Source organism: Cryobacterium algoricola (assembly GCF_004402485.1).
In the GTDB taxonomy this organism is placed as follows: Bacteria; Actinomycetota; Actinomycetes; order Actinomycetales; family Microbacteriaceae; genus Cryobacterium; species Cryobacterium algoricola.
The window spans coordinates 89,618-108,760 of record NZ_SOFG01000023.1; the positions used below are offsets into that span (position 1 = coordinate 89,618).

Consider the following 19,143-nt stretch of genomic DNA (forward strand, 5'->3'; position numbering starts at 1 on the left):
CCCGGGGCTGGCGGGGTCAGGACTGGCAGGGGTCAGTCGGGGTCGGCGGCGGTCCAGGCGCGCGCGATGGCGAGGAAGGCGTCGACGGTGAGCTGCTCGCCGCGCTCGGTCGGGTCGATCCCCGCGGCCTCGAGGATCGCGGTCGCCGTGGCCGAGTCACCGAGCACGGTCGAGAGCGACTGGCGGAGCATCTTGCGGCGCTGCTGGAACGCGCCGTCGACGAGCGCGAACGTCGCGAGGCGCAGTTCCTCGCTCTCGAGCGGGCTCTCCCGGCGCTGGAAGGCGATCAGGATCGAGTCGACGTTCGGCACCGGCCAGAACACCTGGCGGCTGACCTTGCCCGCGGTGCGGAAAGCCCCGTACCAGGCGGCCTTGACGCTCGGGCTGCCGTAGACCTTCGAACCGGGGGGCGCGGCGAGCCGTTCGCCGACCTCGGCCTGCACCATGACGACGCCGGCGCGGATCGACGGGAAGTGCTCGAGCATGTGCAGCAGCACCGGCACCGAGACGTTGTAAGGGAGGTTGGCGACGAGCCGGGTCGGCTCCCCCGGCAGGTCCGTGATCTTGAGGGCGTCGGCGCGGAGCACGACGAGCGGCGCGTCCGGGTGCATCAGTTCGACGGTCAGCGGGAGCTGCTCGGCGAGCCGGTCGTCGATCTCGACGGCGACGACGCGTGCGCCGGTCTCGAGCAGGCCGAGGGTGAGCGAGCCGAGGCCGGGTCCGACCTCGACGACGGTGTCGGCGGGGGTGATCGCCGCGACCTTGACGATGCGGCGCACGGTGTTGCCGTCGATCACGAAGTTCTGGCCGAGCTTCTTGGTCGGGTTGACGCCGAGCATCTCGGCGAGGTCGCGGATTTCGGCAGGCCCGAGCAGGGAGCGTGCAACGGGCGGGGTGGATGCGTCGGGCCCGGCAGATGTCACGGATCCGGCGGGCTCGATGGTCAGCCCGGGCAAGGCGGATGCCTCGGGCTCGGCGGGCAGAGCTGCATCCGTGGGCGGCGTCACCGGGAGGTTCTTTGCGTCGCTCACTGGAGGCCTCCGAGGCGTGTTCCCGCGGTCGGAGCAGCCGGCGCGGTCACGACCGGTTCGGCGTCCCAGCGACCGTAGACGCGTTCGGTGGTGGTGGAGATCTGGGTGGCCAGCATGGCGACATCCGTTTCGAGGTGATTGGCCATCGCGCGCAGGGTGTGCGGCAGCAGGTAGGGCGCATTGGGGCGGCCGCGGAAGGGCGCGGGGGTGAGGAAGGGGGCATCCGTCTCGACGAGCAGCAGCTCGCGGGGAGCAGCGGCGAGGGCCGCACGCAGCATGCCGGCGTTCTTGAACGTGACGTTGCCGGCGAAGGAGAGGTACCAGCCGTGTTCGGCGCAGATCGCGGCCATCTCGGCGTCGCCGGAGAAGCAGTGGAACACCGTGCGCTCGGGTGCGCCGACCCGCAGCAGGGTCGCGATGACCTCGGCGTGCGCGTTGCGGTCGTGGATCTGCAGGGCGAGGCCGTTCTGCTTCGCGATCTCGATGTGCGCTTCGAAGCTGCGGTACTGGGCGGCGAGGCCCTCCGGCCCGGTGCGGAAGAAGTCGAGTCCGGTCTCGCCGACCGCGACGACGCGCGGGCGACCGGCGAGCTCGCTGATCTCCGCGAGGGTGTCGTCGAGCGTGCCGGCCTGCTCGTACTCCGGGGCCTCGTTCGGGTGGATCGCGACGGCCGCGAGCATTCTCGGTTCGGTCGCGGCGGCCTCGGCAGACCAGCGGGAGGTCTCCCGGTCGCCGCCGACCTGGATCACGCCCTGCACGCCCACGCTCACGGCCCGGTCGAGCTGGTCGGCGAGGCTGAGCGGATGCTCGCCGTCGCTGATCTCGAGGTGGGTGTGGTTGTCGTACACCGGCACGGGGAGCGGCTCCGGCGGGGCCGGGTAGCTCAGGTCGCGGCCGGCGGTCTGCTCGCGCTGGCGGACGGGTTCGTTAGCCAACCGTCGCCTCGATGCGCGGGAACAGCGCCTCGAGCGGGGAGACGTGGGTGCCTCCGGTCCACTCCCAGGCGCGGTCGATGCGCTGGTCGGTGACGAGGCCTTCGCCGCCGAGGGCGGACCAGAGCTTCGCACACGCTTCGGGAACGACCGGGGACAGCAGCACGGCGAGAGTGCCGAGGCCGCGCACGGCGGTGAACAGCACGGCGTCGAGCCGGTCACGGTCGGCGGGGTCCTTGGCGAGGCCCCACGGCTCCTGGATCGTGATGTAGCCATTGAGCTCGTCGACGAGTTCCCAGACGGATGCGATCGCCTCGTGGATTGCGAGGCGGGAGATGGCCTCGCCCGCGGCATCCGTCACCCGGATCTCGGTGGCGCGGATGGCCGCATCTGCATCGGTGAACGCGGTCGTGACCGGGATCTCGCCGTCGCAGTAGCGCACGACCATGGCGATGACGCGGGAGGCGAGGTTGCCGAAGCCGTTCGCGAGCTCGGACTGGTAGCGGGCCGAGAGGTCCTCCCAGGAGAACGAGCCGTCCTGGCCGAAGCTGATGGCGCGCATGAAGTAGTACCGGAACGCGTCGGAGCCGAAGGTGTCGGTGATCTGGCTCGGGGCGATGCCGGTGAGCTTGGACTTGCTCATCTTCTCGCCGCCGACGAGCAGCCAGCCGTGGCCGAAGACCCGGCGCGGCACCGGGAGCCCGGCGGCCATCAGCATGGCGGGCCAGATCACGGCGTGGAAGCGGAGGATGTCCTTGCCGACGATGTGCGTGGCCGGCCAGAGGCGGCTGAACTTCTCGTCGTCCTGGCCGTAGCCGGCGGCGGTGATGTAGTTGAGCAGCGCGTCGAACCAGACATAGACGACGTGGCTGTCGTCCCAGGGCACCTTGATGCCCCAGTCGAAGCTCGAGCGGGAGATCGACAGGTCGGACAGGCCCTGCTTGACGAAGGAGATGACCTCGTTGCGGGCGGCGGCGGGCTGCACGAAGTCGGGGTCGTCCTCGTAGAGCGCGAGCAGGCGCTCGGCGAAGGTGCTCATCCGGAAGAAGTAGTTCTTCTCGTGCAGCAGCTCGACCGGGAGGGAGTGGATGGCGCAGACCTGTTGGCCGATGAACTCGCCGGTGCCCTCGATCAGGTCGCTCGGCTGCTTGTACTCCTCGCAGCCGACGCAGTAGAAGCCCTCGTACTCGCCCGTGTAGATGTGACCGGCGTCATAGAGGTGCTGCAGGAATTTCTGCGCGTTGACCTCGTGGCGTTCGTCGGTCGTGCGGATGAAGTCGTCGTTCTTGATGTCGACGGTCTTGAGCAGCGGCTTCCAGGCGGTCTCGACGAGGCGGTCGGCCCATTCCTTCGGGGTGACGCCGTTCGCGGTCGCGGTGCGCAGGATCTTCTGGCCGTGCTCGTCGGTGCCGGTGAGCAGCCAGGCGTCTTCGCCGGCCTGCCGGTGCCAGCGCGCGAGGAGGTCCGCGGCCACTTCCGTGTACGCGTGACCGATGTGGGGCACATCATTCACATAGAAAATGGGCGTGGTGATGTAAAAAGATGCTCCGGCGGACATGCCCCCAGTCTATTGGGAGCAGCGCGGGCCCTGGGCCGGGTTACGTCCCGCCTCGATCAGGGTCAGAACGGCAGGGGCGGATGCTGCGGCACGGCCGGCCCACGCGCCCCCGGCTTCTGTGCGAGGGCGGCCTCGTAGAGGTCGCGCTTGCCGAGACCGGACACGGCGGACACGTCGGCGGCGGCTTCTTTGAGCCGGGCGCCGGCCGCGACCTGCGCGAGCACCTCGGCGACGCCGGTCGCGAGGTCGAGCACGCGCTTCTCGGCCCCGGCGACGACGATCGCGATCTCGCCCTTGACTCCTTCTGCCGCCCACTCGGCCAGTTCGGCGGCGGTGCCGCGCTTGACCTCCTCGAAGAACTTGGTGAGCTCGCGGCAGACCACGACGCGGCGGTCGGCACCGAGGACCTCGGCGAGGTCGAGGAGTGAAGCGGCGAGCCGGTTCGGCGACTCGAAGAAGACCATGGTGCGGCGTTCGTCGGCCACCTCACGGAGGGCAGACATCCGGTCGCCGTGCTTGCGGGGCAGGAAGCCCTCGAAGGTGAACCGGTCGGTCGGCAGCCCGGAGACGGCGAGCGCGGTGAGCACGGCCGACGGGCCGGGCAGCACGGTCACCGTCACGCCCGCGGCGACGGCAGCGTCGACGAGGTGGAAACCGGGATCTGAGACGGTCGGCATGCCGGCGTCGCTCAGCACGAGCAGGTCGGTGTCGCGGGCCAGCTCGACAAGTTCCGCCGCCTTCACCCGTTCGTTGTGGTCGTGCAGGCTGATCAGCTGCGGACGGTTCTCGATCCCGAGGGCCTTGAGCAGGTGCACGGTGACGCGGGTGTCCTCCGCCGCGATGACCGTGGCGGTCGTGAGCGCCTCGACCAGGCGGCGCGACACGTCGCCGAGGTTTCCAATCGGGGTGGCAGCGAGGATGATCATTCCCCCAGTCTCGCAGTCTCCGCATAACCACGGCTCACTACGATGGTCAGCGTGCTCCTCATACGCCGCTGGTTCCCCTGGGCCGGCCCCCTGTTCGTGGTCGTCGTGGCCGCCGTGCTCCGGCTCTGGAACCTCGGCGCCCCGCATGCGCTCGTCTTCGACGAGACCTTCTACGTCAAGGACGCCTGGAGCCTCTTCAACAACGGCTACGAGTCCACCTGGCCGGACAAGGCCGACCAGATTTTCGCAAACGGCAACGCGAACATCTTCACGGACGTCGGATCGTTCGTCGTGCATCCGCCGCTCGGGAAATGGCTGATCTCGCTCGGGATGGCAGCATTCGGACCGGAGAACAGCTGGGGCTGGCGCATCGTGACCGCCCTGATCGGCATTCTCGCCGTCGTGCTGCTGATGCTGATCATCAAGAAGCTGTTCGGTTCGACGCTGCTCGCGGTCATCGGCGGCTTCCTCTTCGCGATCGACGGCAACGCGATCGTGATGAGCCGGGTGGCGCTGCTCGACAACTACGTGATGTTCTTCGCCCTGCTCGGCTTCGGCGCGATCCTGCTCGACCGGGAGTGGCACGCGACCCGGCTCGCCGCCTGGATGGCGAAGCGGGCGGAGACCGGCGAGTGGCCCGGCTGGGGTCCCGCACTCTGGTGGCGCCCGTGGCTGCTCGCCGCGGGCCTCGCCTTCGGGCTGACCATGAGCGTCAAGTGGTCCGGCCTTTACTTCCTCGCCGCGTTCGGCGTCTACGTCGTCGTCGTGGATGCCCTCGCCCGCCGACGGGCCGGCGTCCCGTTCTGGGCGAGCGCCGCCATCCTCAAGCAGGGGCCGATCAGCTTCCTGCTGATGGTGCCGATCGCGATCGCGACCTTCCTCAGCTCGTGGACGGGCTGGTTCGTCACGAAGGGCGGCTTCTACCGCACCTGGGCCGACTCCCCCGAGACCGCCTGGACCGGCGCCTTCGCCTGGGTGCCGCATGTCGTCCAGAGCTTCTGGCACTACCAGGTCGCCGCGTACACCTATCACGTCGGACTCGTCACGCCGCATCCGTACCAGTCGAACCCGCTGACCTGGCTGTTCATGGTGCGCCCGACGAGCATGTACTACCAGTCGTCGGCGGCCGGTGAGGGTACCTGCGGCTTCTCGACCTGCTCGGAGGCGATCACCGAGATCGCCAACCCGCTGATCTGGTGGGCAGGCACCGCCGCCGTGCTCTACCTCGTCTATCGCCTCGCCCGGTACCGGGAGTGGCGGGTCGGCCTCATCCTGATGGGCATGGTCGCCGGGTACCTGCCGTGGCTGATGTACACCGGCCGCACGGTCTTCCAGTTCTACTCGATCGCCTTCGAGCCGTACCTGATCCTTGCGCTCACGTTCGTGATCGGCCTCGTGCTCGGGCTTGCGCCGGGCACGGGTGGGATCCCGGCGGCGTCCGGGCTGACGAGCACCGAACTGCGCACGGATGCCGTGACGCGCGAACCGGACCGGACCGCCGGCATCCGCGTGCTGATCGGCTACCTCGTGGCTGCGGTGCTGGTCAGCGCCTTCTTCTACCCACTCTGGACGGGAATGCAGGTCTCGTTCTCGTTCTGGCAGATGCATATTTGGTTGCCGAGCTGGCGTTAGCGGCGCCCAGTCCCGCGGAATCCCGGGCGACGGAGACCCCGCGGTTTCGTGCCGTTCCGGCGATTTGAGGACGCCTCATATGCCGTTTGGGCCATATAGCGACTGGGAAACGGTTGTGAATCCGACCCACGGACCGGGGGTGCGCCCGTAGGATACTTCTATCTGCACCACGAGTGATTGCTCCAGAACCGACTGAGAAGTCCAGATCCAAACCAAAGGCCTCATGTCGGAAGCATCCGTCGCACCCACGGTGCGCATCGTCAAGACCCGTCGGGGTGGCGACTCGAAGAATCCCACCACCGAGTACTCCTCGCTGCTGCACACCGTGCGCAACCTGGGCCTCCTGAAGCGCGCAACCGGGTTCTACTGGTTCGTCTTCGGCATGCTCATCCTCGCGACCGCGATTCTCGGCACCGGTTTCGTGCTCCTCGGCGACAGCTGGTACCAGCTGATCATCGCCGGCGTGCTCGGCATCGTCCTCACCCAGTTCGCGTTCCTCGCCCACGAGGCCTCGCACCGCCAGGTGTTCGAGTCGGGCCCCGCCAACGACAAGGCCGGCCGCATCCTCGCCAACCTGTTCGTCGGCATCAGCTACGCCTGGTGGATGAACAAGCACAGCCGGCACCACGCCAACCCGAACGTCATCGGCAAAGACCCCGACATCGACCCCGACTTCATCGTCTTCCGCGAGGAGGACGCCGCGAAGGTGTCCTGGCTCGGCTCGTTCGTCACACGCAAACAGGGCTACCTGTTCTTCCCGCTCCTGATGGCCGAGGGCTTCAACCTGCACGTCCAGGGCTTCCGCACGGTCTTCGGCCGCGGCAAGGTCGACAAGCGCTGGCTCGAGATCAGCATGCTCACGACCCGCATCGTGCTCTACGTCGCCGTGATCTTCTACTTCCTGCCGCTCGGCATGGCCTTCGCCTTCATCGGTGTGCAGCTCGCCGTCTTCGGGGTCTACATGGGCGCATCCTTCGCCCCGAACCACAAGGGGATGCCGCAGCTCCCCCACGACAGCAAGGTCGACTTCCTGCGCCGTCAGGTCCTGACCTCGCGCAACATCCGCGGCGGCACCTTCATGGACACCTTCATGGGCGGCCTGAACTACCAGGTCGAGCACCACCTGTTCCCGAACATGGCCCGCCCGCACCTGCGCAAGGCGCAGGAGATCACCAAGGAATACTGCCAGTCGCACAACATCCTGTACACGGAGACGGGCCTGTTCCAGTCGTACGGGATCGTCATCGAGTATCTGAACACGGTCGGCCTCGCCGCCCGGGATCCCTTCGACTGCCCGATGGTCGCGCGCTTCCACCACCGCTGAACCTCAGCAGCTGCGGCCCACGCCGTCACCTGCCGCCGAACCGTCACGCTCCGCCGGGCCCCGTGCCCGGCCGGAGCGTGGCGGTTCGGTCGTTAACCGCCGCCTGCGCGGGCCGCTCTCCCTCGAGCGCGGGTGTTCCGCCGTTGCGCGGGTGGTGCACCACCAGCGGAGCGGCAGAACACCCGCACTCGGCGTGAGGGATCGACGTGAGGGATCGGCGCCCGCCACGCCAGAGTAGGCTCGGATTCATGTGGCTGCCGGGCGTGCTCGTCGCGGTCGCCGCCGCACTCCTTGCCGGGCTCGTGCACGCGCTCGTGCCGGGGGTCCCGCTGCTAACGGCCGCCGTCGTGTTCGGCATCGTCGCCGGCCAGCTGCCGGTCGCGCGCCGGACCCTCACCGGGGTGCTCGCACCGGGCCTCTCCGTCGCCTCCAAGCGCATCATGCGCCTCGGAATCGTGCTGCTCGGCCTCAAGCTCAGCCTCGTCGACATCCTCGGCCTCGGCTGGGTGACCATCGGGACGACCGTAGCGATCGTCGTTCTCACGTTCTTCGGCACGCTGTGGTTCGGTCGCAGGATCGGCCTGCCCGGGCACCAGCCCCTGCTGATCGCGACCGGATTCTCGGTCTGCGGCGCGTCCGCGATCGGCGCCATGAGCGCCGTCGTGCACGCGGACGACGACGACACCGCCACACCGATCGCCCTCGTCACCCTCTGCGGAACCCTCGCGATCGCGGTTCTGCCCGCCCTGTGGCATCCGCTCGGCCTCGACTCACTGCAGTATGGACAGTGGGTCGGCGCGAGCGTGCACGACGTCGGCCAGGTCGTCGCGACCGCACAGGTCGCCGGGCCGGCCGCCCTCGCCGTGGCGATCGTCGTCAAACTCACCCGGGTGCTCATGCTCGCGCCGATCGTCGCGGGGGTGTCCCTGCAAGAGCGCCGCCGAGACGCCCGCGAGACAGCCTCGACCTCGACTGCGCTGCCCCTGCGCACCGGCACCCTCGCTGCGGTGTCCACGGATGCCTCGACGCGGCATCCCCCGATCGTCCCGCTTTTCGTCGTCGGCTTTCTGGCTGCCGTGATGCTCCGCACCCTCGTGCCGTTGCCCGACGGCGTGCTCGTCGTCGCGGACACCCTGCAGACCTATTTCCTCGCGACCGCGCTCTTCGGACTCGGCGCGGCGGTCCAGCTTCGAGTGCTCGTGCGCACCGGCGGACGTGCGCTCACCGTCGGCCTCGGGTCCTGGGCGCTCATCGCCGCCCTCGCCTACGGCGCCGTCCTGCTCGCCTGACGAGTCGCTCACCAGCTACGTCCACTCCGGTTCGCGCCTTCCCACTACCGCACACACTCGGCGTGCCGACTCTGCCGTTTCGGACTACCGCAGCACCCGCGGCGCGCCAATTCCGCCGTTCCGTACTGCCGCAGCACCCGTGGCGCGCCAATTCCGCCGTTTCGCGCCACGCGTGCCTGGTGCGAAGCGGCGCACGTGGCGCGCGGGCTGGTCCGTCGCAGTTGGATCAGCCGCGGGCGAGCCAGCCGCCGGGAGCAGCGTTGGGCGTGCGGGACAGGGCGAAGCGGGGTGGCGCGGCCGCGGCATCCGTGGCCAGGTCCGCGAGGATCCGCCCGACCGTCGGTGTGAACTTGAACCCGTGCCCGCTGAAGCCCGCGCCGACGCTGACCGGGCCGACACGGTCGAGCACGAAGTCCTCGTCGACCGTTGTCGTGTAGGTGCAGCTGACCGGTTCGATCGCATCGGCGTCCGCGCCGGGCAGCCACTCCCGCACGTAGCGCTGCAGCGCCGCGAGCTGAACCGGCTCCGGCAGGAAACTGCGCCGGTCCGGATCGGTGACCGGTCCGACGCCATGCCAGCCGGCCTTGATGCCCTGTCCCGGCGTGTACATGCCGTACACCGGCGAATACCAGTAGCCGTAGCGCGGATCGGCGGTGTCGCGGGCGTGGTTGAAGCCGGGCCACTCCTGGGGCGCTGCGCCGCGGAGGGCGAAGTGGGCCGGCTGTTCCTGGGTCACCCGTAGCCGCGGCACCGCGAGCACCCCGCTCAGCAGTCCGGAGGTCCACGCACCGACCGTGACGACGACCCGCCGGGCCTCGATCGTGCCGGCCTCGGTCGTCACGCGCACCCGGTCGTCGCCGAGCACCTCGACCCGCAGCACCCGGGTACCGTGCCGGATCTCGGCCCCCGCCGCGGCCGCGGCCGCCTGCAGGGCCGACACCGCGGCATCCGCGTTGATGCGCCCCGCGTCGGGATTGTGCAGCACCCGCCCGTCGAAGCGGATGCCCGGCCAGCGCTCCCCCGCCGCCTCCGGAGTGAGGAACTCGGCCCCGAGCCCCGCCGAGCGGAGTGCCTGCGCGACGTCGTCGAACGCCGGGTTCGGCCCGTGGCTGACCACGCCGACCTGGTCGAAGACGCCGGTCCCCGACTCTGCCTCGAGCTCGCGCCAGAGCGGGACGGCCTCGGCGAGCATGCCGACGTAGGTCGGGTCGGCGTACGCCGTGTTGAAGTTGCGGGAGGCGCCGTGCGAGGCGCCGTTCGTGTGTCCCGGCTCGAAACGCTCGAGGAGGAGCACGGGGCGGCCGCGCCGGGCGAGCTGCCACGCCGTCGCCGAACCCATGGCGCCGCCGCCGATGACGACGGTGTCGACGCGCTCGACGGGGGTGGTGTGCACAACTGATCCGAGGCTCATGCGCCCATCCTGCCAGCCGCAGCGCCCGTCTCCGTCCCGAGGTGTCGTCCGGCGTCACAGACGGCTGAGGTGTCGCAGATCGATGTTCCGGGCGCCCGGGAACATCGATCCGCGACACCTCGGTGCGGTCGCGGGGCGGGGGCCGGAGACAGGGCGACCGCGCGCCCCCGGACGCCGACGGCCGACACGCATACGATGGACGGATGTCCGCCTATGTCTCGGCCCTCGATCTGTTCTCCATCGGCATCGGCCCCTCCAGTTCCCACACGGTCGGCCCGATGCGCGCCGCCCGCGCCTTCGCCGAGCACCTCACCGAAACCGGCCGGCTCGGCGAGGTCACCCGAGTGAGCTGCTCGCTCTACGGGTCGCTCGGCTCGACCGGGCTCGGCCATGGCACCCCCGACGCCGTGCTCGCCGGCCTCGGCGGCCTGCACCCGGAGACCTGCGACCCGGCCGGCGTGCGCGGAACGTGGGCCGGCCTGGGCGAGGGCGCACCACTTCTCCTCGACGGCCGACACGAGATCACCGTGGAACACGGCGACATCCGCTTCGAGCCGCGCACCCGGCTGCCCGGGCACCCGAACGCGCTCACCCTGCAGGCGTGGTCGGCAACGGATGCCCTCCCCCTGCTCGAGGAGACCTGGTACTCGATCGGGGGCGGCTTCATCCGCCGCGAGGGCGACCCGATGATCCCGCCGGCGACCTCACCGCGACCGATGGACTACGACTCGAGCGCCGAGCTGCTCGCACTCTGCGACGCCCGCGGGGTCGACATCGCCGCGATCGCCCGCGAGAACGAAGAGGCGATCCACGGGGCCAACGCCCTCGACGCCGGGCTCGACGCGATCTGGGACGCCATGCACGTCTGCGTCGAGGCCGGCCTGGCCACGACCGGCACCCTCCCCGGCGGCCTCAAGGTCAAGCGTCGCGCGGCCTCCATCCGCATGCAGCTCGAGGAATATGAGCTGCTCCCCCTGCGCGAACGGGACACCTCGACCGAGTGGCTGCACGCCTTCGCCCTCGCGGTCAACGAGGAGAACGCCTCGGGCGGCCGGGTCGTCACCGCACCGACCAACGGCGCCGCCGGCATCATCCCCGCCGTCGGGCACTACTACCTCCGCTTCGTCCCGGGCGCGAACGCCGCGGGCATCCGCCGTTACCTGCTCACCGCGGCGGCGATCGGGTCGCTCGTGAAGGCCAACGCGTCGATCTCCGGAGCGGAGGGCGGTTGCCAGGCCGAGGTCGGTTCCGCGTGCGCGATGGCCTCTGGCGCCCTGTGCGCCGTGCTCGGCGGCACCCCCCGCCAGGTCGAGAACGCCGCCGAGATCGCGATGGAGCACCACCTCGGCCTCACCTGCGACCCCGTCGGCGGTCTCGTGCAGGTGCCGTGCATCGAGCGCAACGCGATCGCGTCGTCGACGGCGGTCTCCGCGGCCCGCCTCGCACTGCACGGCGACGGCACCCACCTCGTCTCCCTCGACACCGTCATCGAGACGATGCGCCAGACCGGCCTCGACATGATGACGAAGTACAAGGAAACGAGCGAGGGCGGTCTCGCCGTCAATGTGATCGAATGTTGATCCGACCAGCCTAAACTAGGCTGGCACACGCGATTCGGATGCTGGGCGCAGCCCTGCCATTCACGGTCGCACCGCATTCATCGCGTTCACTGCACTCCGGGGGTCTCATGCGTATTCGGTCGTCCAAGCACTCGTTCAGGCCAGCGGGCCCGTTGTCCGCGATCGTGGTCTCCGGGATCCTCGTTCTCGGCCTGGCCGGGTGCGCGGCGGCCCCGGCGCCCGTGGTCGTCACGGCCACCGTGATCGTCACCCCGACGCCGACGCCGACGCCGACCCCGACTCCGACCCCGACGCCCGTCGACGTGCCGCTCGTCCCCAACCCACCCAAGGGAGCGGCACCCGTCACGACCCCGAACGCCGCCGCAGCCCCCGCCGCACCGATTCCCGAGGGGCCGGCGACCGACCTGGGCGCGACAGCGGGCGCCAGGGGCGCCGCTGTGTCGAACGGTGCCGGCGCACTCCTGACCTACAAGGTCGTCGAGGGCGACGACTTCTTCGCGATCGCGCAGCGCTTCGACGTGCCCGTTCAGCAGCTGCTCCACATGAATCCGTCGGTGCCCGGCCTCGGCGAGGACATTTACATCAACGACGTGATCAACCTCGACTGGACCACGAAGCGCTAGTCACACGGCATTCCCGGCGGACGCGCAGGAGATTCTCCGCGGATCGACACGATTTCCACAGCGCGCACGCGCCCGCCGGGCAGCTTCGTCCGGCAGGGTGGGTCCTGCGCCGATTCCCGGTCGCCGGGGGCCTGCGAAACTGCACCTCTCGTTCAGTCAAAGCACACCACTCGTTCACGTCGGTGAACGAGAGTGGAACCAGTCCCAACGTGTTGGGGCGCTGAAGCCGACCGGCATCGGTCGGGCCAGAGGAACGTGATGCGCGGGCGAGCACACGGTTCCCTGGTCCGACCGGGGCCGGTCGCTTGCTTTAACGCCCGCCGACGGCCACCTGTACCTCTTCCGCCGAGAATCGCCGGTACAACGGCACTTCTCGGCGCGAACGGTCCATCTCGCGGGGCTGCGGGCGAGCGGATGCTGCCTAGCGGGTCTGGCGGAAGATGCGCTCGATGATCCCCACCACGCGCAGCGAGTCCTCCGGGTCCACGGGAGCGGGCGCGCCGCGCAGCAGCGCGTCGGCGAGTCCCCGGTAGAAGGCCGCGTAGTCGCCGGGTTCCGTCGGCACCGCGTGCTGGGCGCCGTCGAGGCCGAGCATGCCCCAGGCCGACTCGTGCTCGATGCCGAAACCGGCATCCGTGGGGAGCGCACCGGCGGCCAGCGTGGCCTCCTGGCCGTCGAGGCCCCACTTCGTGTACCCGGACTCGGAGCCGAGCACGTGGAAACGCGGCCCGACCTGGGCCGCCGTCCCGTTCATCCAGAGGTGCGAGCGCACCCCCGAACCGTGGTGCAGCGACACGAAGGTGTCGTCGTCCGCGTTCCCGCCGGGCACGCGGGTCGCGAGCTCGGCGTAGATGCCGTCGACCGGCCCGAAGAGCTGCAGCGCCTGGTCGATCAGGTGCGCGCCGAGGTCGAAGAGGATCCCGCCGCCCTCGCGGATGCCGGCGCTCGCCTTCCAGGCCTTAGCCGACGGCGTCGGGCGCCAGAATTCGAACCGCGACTCGAAGTGCCGCACCTCGCCGAGGGCGCCCTCGGCGATGAGGGCCTTGAGGGTCAGGAAGTCGCCGTCCCAGCGCCGGTTCTGGAAGACGGTGAGCAGCAGGCCGAGCCGCTTGGCCTTCTCGATGAGGCCCTGGCCTGCGATGCTCGTGGGGGCGAAGGGCTTGTCGATGACGACGGCGAGGCCGGCGTCGAGCGCGGCATGGGCGAGTTCGACGTGGGTGCCCGGCGGGGAGCCGATCACGACGAGGTCGAGGTCGTCTGAGGCGGCGATGAGCTCGTCGACGGTGTGCAGCAGACGCACGCCCGGATAGGTGTCGGCTGCCTGCTGACGCCGCACGGGGTCACTCGTGACGATCACATCGAGGGAGAATTCGGGGTTCGCGGCGAGGAAGGGGCTGTGGAACACCCTCCCGGAGAGGCCGTAGCCGATCACGGCGGATCGGATCGGGCGGATGATGCTGTCTGCTGCGCTCATGCTTCCACGCTACTCCGCGGGGCAGACGCCACCCGCCGCCGCCGCTCGCACCGCAGACCGCACCGCAGACCGCACCTCAGACGGCACCGCCGGCCGCGACGCGCCTCCCGGCGACCCGAGCCTCAGAGCCGGTCGACCGCGGTGACCCGCACGGATGCTGCGCCGAGATCGTCGGATTCGGCGAGGTCGATCGTCGCGCTGATCCCCCAGTCGTGGTCGCCCTCCGGGTCATCGAGGATCTGCCGCACGGTCCAGACTGTCGCGCCCTCGTCGAGGATCAGCATGCCGGAGCCGCGGGCGTTGGCGCCGGTGAGGACCTCGTCGTGCTCGGCGAAGTACCCGTCCATGGCGTCGCCCCAGGCATCCGCTGTGAAGCCGTGCTCGCGGTCGAGCTCGCCGAGCGCGTCGTAGTTCTCGAGCGCCGCGAGCTGCACGCGCCGGAACAACTCGTTGCGCACGAGGATCCGGAAGGCCCGCACGTTCGTGGTGAGCCGGCGCGGGGGCGGCGGGAGCACGGAGACGGCGCCCTGTTCGTGCGCTTCGAGGTCGGGGTGGATGAGCTCCTCCCATTCGTCGAGCAGGCTCGAGTCGACCTGGCGCACGAGCTCGCCGAGCCATTCGATCAGGTCGAGCAGGTCCTCGGTCTTCGCCTCGTCCGGGATGGTCTGCCGGGCCGCCCGGTAGGCGTCGGACAGGTAGCGCAGCACGACGCCCTCGGAGCGGGCGAGCTTGTAGAACGCGATGAACTCGCCGAAGGACATCGCCCGTTCGTACATGTCGCGCACGACGGTCTTCGGGCTGAGCTCGAAGTCCGCGATCCAGGGCTGCGACTCCTTGTAGGTCGTGAAGGTGTAGGTCAGCAGCTCCTCGAGGGGCTTCGGCCAGGTGATCTCCTCGAGCAGCGCCATCCGCTCGTCGTACTCGATGCCCTCGCGCTTCATCGCGTTGACGGCCTCGCCGCGGGCGGCGAACTGCTGCCCCATCAGCACCGGGCGCGGGTCGTCGAGGGTTGCCTCGACGATCGACATCATGTCGAGGGCGTAGGTGGGCGCCTCCGGGTCGAGCAGCTCGAACGCGGCGAGCGCGAACGGCGAGAGCGGCTGGTTGAGTGCGAAGTTCGGCTGCAGGTCGACGGTCAGGCGGATGTCCCCGCTCGCGCTCTGCTCGACGATCCCGGCCGCGCGCAGCGTCTTGTAGATCCCGAGGGCACGGCGGGCGTGCGCGAGCTGGCGCTTCCACGGCTCGTGGTTGTCGAAAACGAGCTCGTAGACGTGCGCGAAGGCGTCGCCGCCCCGGCCGATCACGTTGATCAGCATCGCCGCGGTCATCTGCATGCTCGAGTGCAGCGTCTCCGGCTCCGCGTTGACGAGGCGCTGGAACGAGGGCTCGCCCCAGGAGACGAAGCCCTCCGGCGCCTTCTTGCGGATGATCTTGCGCTTCTTCTTGGGGTCGTCCCCGGCCTTCTCGATCGCCTTGAGGTTCTCGGTCTCGTGGTCGGGGGCCTGGATGACGACGGTTCCGGCGGTGTCGTAGCCGGCCCGGCCGGCCCGCCCGGCGATCTGGTGGAACTCGCGGGCGTTGAGCTGACGCATCTTGACGCCGTCGTACTTGGTCAGCGCGGTGAAGAGCACCGTACGGATCGGCACGTTGATCCCGACGCCGAGCGTGTCGGTGCCGCAGATCACCCGGAGCAGGCCGCGCTGGGCGAGCTGCTCGACGAGGCGCCGGTACTTGGGCAGCATGCCGGCGTGGTGCACGCCGATGCCCATCCGGATCAGCCGGGACAGGGTCTTGCCGAAGCTCGTCGTGAAGCGGAACTCGCCGATCAGCTCGGCGATCGCCTCCTTCTGCTCCTTGGTGGCGACCTTGACGCTCGAGAGCGCCTGCGCGCGCTCGAGGGCGGCGGCCTGGGAGAAGTGCACGATGTAGACGGGAGCCTGCCCGGTCTTGAGCAGGTCCTCGACGGTCTCGTGCACGGGCGTGGTCTCGTAGTAGTAGTTGAGCGGCACCGGCCGCTCGACCCCGGTGACGACGGCGACCGTGCGGCCGGTGCGGCGGGCGAGGTCGTCGGCGATCTCGGTCACGTCGCCGAGGGTCGCGCTCATCAAGATGAACTGCACCCGGGGCAGCAGCAGGAGCGGCACCTGCCACGCCCAGCCGCGGTCGGGATCGCCGTAGAAGTGGAACTCGTCCATCACGACCTGGTCGACCTGGGTGTCCTCGCCGCTGCGGAGCGCGAGGTTCGCGAGGATCTCCGCCGTGCAGCAGATGATCGGGGCGTCCGAGTTGACCGAGGAGTCCCCGGTCATCATTCCGACGTTCTCCGCACCGAAGATCTCGACGAGGGAAAAGAACTTCTCGCTCACGAGCGCCTTGATCGGCGCGGTGTAGAAGCTGCGCTTGCCCGCAGAGAGGGCGGCGAAGTGCGCGCCGACCGCGACGAGGGACTTCCCGGTGCCGGTCGGGGTACTCAGGATCAGGTTCGCCCCCGAGACGATCTCGATCAGCGCCTCCTCTTGGGCGGGGTAGAGCGAGAGGCCCTGGTCGGTCGCCCACCCCTCGAATGCCGCGAAGAGCGCATCGGGATCGGTGACGGACGGGAGGGCGCTCAGAGTTGCCATGATCCTTCGATCCTGCCCTATCGCGCTGGCCGTTGCCTGCGGGGCACCCCGTCGAGCGTCGCCGTGGTGGGCGAGACTCTGGCGAAAACACCAGCGAATCGTAAGGAATGCGCGGGCGCGTCCCGCCGGGGCCGCCCTAGGCTGAACGGATGACCGGCCCCGATCCGCGCACGCCCTCCGCTGGCTCTCGCGCGCGCCCACGGCCTCCCCGGAGGCTCGCCGGACTCGCCGCCCTCGCCGGGATCGCGGCCGCCCTCGCCGGGCTCGGCGCCGCCGAACTCGCTGCCGCCCTGTTCGCACCGGCCGGCAGCCCGGTCCTCGCCGTCGGTGCCCTCGTGATCGATCTCGTGCCCGGCTGGGTCAAGGAACTCGTCATCGCCCTCTTCGGCACGAACGACAAGACGGTCCTGATCGTGGTCATCGCCCTCGGCGCCGCCGTGCTCGCCGCGGCCGCCGGGGTGCTCGAACTCGTGCGCCCGCCGCTCGGGCGCGTGCTCACGGTCGCGGCGGGCGGCCTCGCCGTGTTCGCGGTGCTCAGCAGGTCGAGCGCGTCGACTCTCGACGCGCTCCCCGCCGTCGTCGCGATGGTCGTCGCGGCGGTGCTCCTGACCGTGCTGATCACCCGCCTGCGCGCCGAGACGGCGCCGGCACCCGCGCACACCGCGCCGGGCACCGCACCGGGCGGCACCGACGTCGACCGTCGCCGTTTCCTCGCGTACACCGGTGCGAGCGCCGCCGTCGGCGCGGTGGCCCTCGTGATCGGGCAGGTCGTGTCCGCCGGCACCCGGGCAGCGGATGCCGCACGCGCGCGCTTCACCCTGCCCGCGCCTGCCGTCACGGCGCCTGAGATCCCGCAGGCGGCATCCGTCGCCGTGGACGGCATCTCACCGCTCATCACCGCCAATGCGGACTTCTACCGGATCGACACCGCCCTCCAGGTCCCCCGGATCGACCCGAGCACGTGGACCCTCAAGATCACCGGAATGGTCGACAACGAGGTCGAACTGAGCTTCGCCGACCTGCTCGCCCTCCCCCTCGAGGAGAGCACGACAACCCTGATGTGCGTCTCGAACCCGGTCGGCGGCGACCTGATCGGCAACGCGACCTGGCTCGGCTACCCGATCCGGAACCTGCTCGCCCGGGCCGTGCCGACCGCGGGCGCCGACATGGTGCTCTCCCGCAGCCAGGACGGCTGGACCGCGAGCACCCCGCTCGAGGTCCTCACCGACGAGAACCGCAACGCGATCCTCGCCGTTGGCATGAACGGTGTCCCGCTCCCCCTCGAGCACGGCTACCCGGTGCGGATGGTCGTGCCCGGCCTCTACGGCTACGTCTCGGCGACGAAGTGGGTCGTCGAGCTCACCGTCACCCGGTTCGACCAGCACACCGCGTACTGGACCGACCGCGGCTGGTCGGAGCGGGGCCCGGTCAAGGTGTCCTCCCGGATCGACGTGCCACGGTCGGGTGCACGGACCGGAGCGGGCACCGTGACCGTCGCGGGCGTCGCGTGGGCCCAGCACACCGGCATCCGCGCGGTGCACGTGCAGGTCGACGGCGGCGCCTGGGAAGAGGCGACCCTCGCGGCGGCGATCTCGGCAGACACCTGGCGCCAGTGGACGTGGTCCTGGCCGGCGACGGCCGGCACGCATACCCTCCGGGTACGGGCGACGGATGCCGCCGGGCTCGTCCAGACGGAAGCCAGGCAGGACGTCATCCCCGATGGTGCGACGGGTCTCGACGAGGTCACCGTCACGATCGCATAGCCCCGGCTCCCCCGGTTCGTCCTCCACCGGCGCCGGTCGATGCACCTTGTGCACCGCTGCGCAAGCCCCGAGACAGTCCGGAATGCCGGGCGTATTCTCGTCAGAACATTCTGGCTGCCCGCTCCAGGGACCGCCTCAGCGCGAAAGGACCAACCATGCGCACCCACGCCAACTTCACCGCCGCAGAGCTCCGGCGTTTCGAGCGTCTCCTCCTCGAAGAACGCCACGACGCCTTCCTGGCCATGGGCCGCATGGACGAGACCCTCTCCGGGGTGCTCGACGCCCGCAACAGCGGAACCGACGACGACGAGCACGACCCCGACGGCCCGACGCTCACGATGGAGTGGTCCCGGATGTCGGGTGTGCACAACGAGCTCGCCGCGAAGTCCGCGGCGATCGACCGCGCGCTCTCGCGGATCCACGAGGGCACATACGGCCTCTGCGTGCGGCGCGGCGAGCTGATCAGCCGGGAACGGCTCGAGGCCCGTCCGGCCGCGGAGCTCTGCATCGACTGCGCCCGCGAGGTCGAGGCCGGCGCGCGGCCGTAGCGGCCTTAGCGGGGCCTTAGCGCGGTAGCGCCGCGGTCGGCATCACCTTGTGAACCTCACGTCGTGACTCCGAGCCCGACGACGCAGAGCACGGCTAGCACGCCGAGCGCGCCCGTTGCCGCTGCGAGTGCCGCGAACGGCCAGGCGCCCCGGGACGCGAGCGCCTCGGAGTCCCGCAGTTCGGCGTGCATGCGCCGGTAGCGATACCGGACCCCGATGTACGCGGCGAGCGTGAGCGAAAGCCCCACCGCCCCGAGGATCACGGCCGCCGCGCCGACCAGGGGTGCCGCGAACCGCACGCCCGCCGCGACTGCGACGGCGAGGGCGAGCACGGTGCGCTGCCAGGCGAGCAGGGTTCGTTCGGGCTGCAGGCCGGGGTCGAACGGACGCTCCGCGGCGTCCGGCGTCTCCGTCACGACGCCGCCCACCGG

15 protein-coding genes are annotated in these 19,143 nt (G+C 70.2%); 7 read left to right on the top strand and 8 right to left on the bottom strand.

The features are described 5' to 3' along the window. Positions 1 to 32: 32 nt before the first annotated feature. From rsmA to rsmI, 4 genes are all read right to left on the bottom strand, one after another. A complete protein-coding gene (gene rsmA, locus E3O44_RS16425; RefSeq protein ID WP_134536022.1) occupies positions 33 to 839 on the bottom strand; it encodes a 16S rRNA (adenine(1518)-N(6)/adenine(1519)-N(6))-dimethyltransferase RsmA in 807 nt (268 codons plus the stop codon). Positions 840 to 1,027: 188 nt separating this feature from the next. Next, the gene (locus E3O44_RS16430; protein ID WP_134535848.1) at positions 1,028 to 1,966 is read right to left on the bottom strand and encodes a TatD family hydrolase; all 939 of its coding nucleotides are present in this window, start codon (positions 1,964 to 1,966) and stop codon (positions 1,028 to 1,030) included. Further along, on the bottom strand, positions 1,959 to 3,521 hold the full coding sequence (metG, locus tag E3O44_RS16435; RefSeq protein WP_134535849.1) for a methionine--tRNA ligase: 1,563 nt from the start codon (positions 3,519 to 3,521) through the stop codon (positions 1,959 to 1,961). The genes E3O44_RS16430 and metG overlap by 8 nt, the downstream gene beginning before the upstream one ends. Positions 3,522 to 3,583: 62 nt before the next feature. Further along, positions 3,584 to 4,447: a 16S rRNA (cytidine(1402)-2'-O)-methyltransferase gene (rsmI, locus tag E3O44_RS16440; RefSeq protein ID WP_134535850.1), complete on the bottom strand. Its 864-nt coding sequence runs from the start codon at positions 4,445 to 4,447 to the stop codon at positions 3,584 to 3,586. A 51-nt stretch (positions 4,448 to 4,498) separates the two neighbouring features. On the opposite strand from rsmI, the gene E3O44_RS16445 reads away from it, so the two are divergent. The 3 genes from E3O44_RS16445 to E3O44_RS16455 all read left to right on the top strand — a co-directional run bounded on the left by E3O44_RS16445 (position 4,499) and on the right by E3O44_RS16455 (position 8,692). Continuing rightward, complete coding sequence (locus E3O44_RS16445; RefSeq protein ID WP_241976392.1) at positions 4,499 to 6,079, top strand: dolichyl-phosphate-mannose--protein mannosyltransferase; 1,581 nt, start codon at positions 4,499 to 4,501, stop codon at positions 6,077 to 6,079. Positions 6,080 to 6,302: 223 nt separating this feature from the next. Further along, entirely contained in the window at positions 6,303 to 7,403 is a 1,101-nt protein-coding gene (locus E3O44_RS16450) for a fatty acid desaturase family protein (RefSeq protein WP_134535852.1), read from the top strand. A 248-nt stretch (positions 7,404 to 7,651) separates the two neighbouring features. Beyond that, positions 7,652 to 8,692: a YeiH family protein gene (locus tag E3O44_RS16455; RefSeq protein WP_134535853.1), complete on the top strand. Its 1,041-nt coding sequence runs from the start codon at positions 7,652 to 7,654 to the stop codon at positions 8,690 to 8,692. Positions 8,693 to 8,918: 226 nt separating this feature from the next. Here the strand turns inward: E3O44_RS16455 and E3O44_RS16460 are convergent, their stop codons facing one another. Continuing rightward, the gene (locus E3O44_RS16460) at positions 8,919 to 10,103 is read right to left on the bottom strand and encodes an FAD-dependent oxidoreductase (protein WP_134535854.1); all 1,185 of its coding nucleotides are present in this window, start codon (positions 10,101 to 10,103) and stop codon (positions 8,919 to 8,921) included. A gap of 203 nt (positions 10,104 to 10,306) precedes the next feature. Here E3O44_RS16460 and E3O44_RS16465 point away from each other — a divergent pair, with 203 nt between their 5' ends. After that, positions 10,307 to 11,683, top strand: a complete 1,377-nt coding sequence (locus E3O44_RS16465) for an L-serine ammonia-lyase (protein ID WP_134535855.1) — start codon at positions 10,307 to 10,309, stop codon at positions 11,681 to 11,683. A gap of 107 nt (positions 11,684 to 11,790) precedes the next feature. Next, positions 11,791 to 12,306, top strand: a complete 516-nt coding sequence (locus E3O44_RS16470; protein WP_134535856.1) for a LysM peptidoglycan-binding domain-containing protein — start codon at positions 11,791 to 11,793, stop codon at positions 12,304 to 12,306. Positions 12,307 to 12,727: 421 nt separating this feature from the next. On the opposite strand, the gene E3O44_RS16475 is transcribed toward E3O44_RS16470, so the two are convergent. Then, complete coding sequence (locus tag E3O44_RS16475) at positions 12,728 to 13,780, bottom strand: Gfo/Idh/MocA family protein (RefSeq protein ID WP_134535857.1); 1,053 nt, start codon at positions 13,778 to 13,780, stop codon at positions 12,728 to 12,730. 122 nt (positions 13,781 to 13,902) lie between these two features. Continuing rightward, on the bottom strand, positions 13,903 to 16,401 hold the full coding sequence (locus E3O44_RS16480) for a DEAD/DEAH box helicase (protein WP_134535858.1): 2,499 nt from the start codon (positions 16,399 to 16,401) through the stop codon (positions 13,903 to 13,905). 149 nt (positions 16,402 to 16,550) lie between these two features. Here E3O44_RS16480 and E3O44_RS16485 point away from each other — a divergent pair, with 149 nt between their 5' ends. Together E3O44_RS16485 and E3O44_RS16490 are read left to right on the top strand one after the other, a co-directional pair. Next, entirely contained in the window at positions 16,551 to 18,164 is a 1,614-nt protein-coding gene (locus tag E3O44_RS16485; RefSeq protein ID WP_134535859.1) for a molybdopterin-dependent oxidoreductase, read from the top strand. Between the two features lie 155 nt (positions 18,165 to 18,319). Beyond that, on the top strand, positions 18,320 to 18,712 hold the full coding sequence (locus E3O44_RS16490) for a TraR/DksA family transcriptional regulator (RefSeq protein ID WP_134535860.1): 393 nt from the start codon (positions 18,320 to 18,322) through the stop codon (positions 18,710 to 18,712). Between the two features lie 56 nt (positions 18,713 to 18,768). Here the strand turns inward: E3O44_RS16490 and E3O44_RS16495 are convergent, their stop codons facing one another. Continuing rightward, complete coding sequence (locus E3O44_RS16495; RefSeq protein ID WP_166792692.1) at positions 18,769 to 19,128, bottom strand: DUF202 domain-containing protein; 360 nt, start codon at positions 19,126 to 19,128, stop codon at positions 18,769 to 18,771. Positions 19,129 to 19,143: the final 15 nt, after the last annotated feature.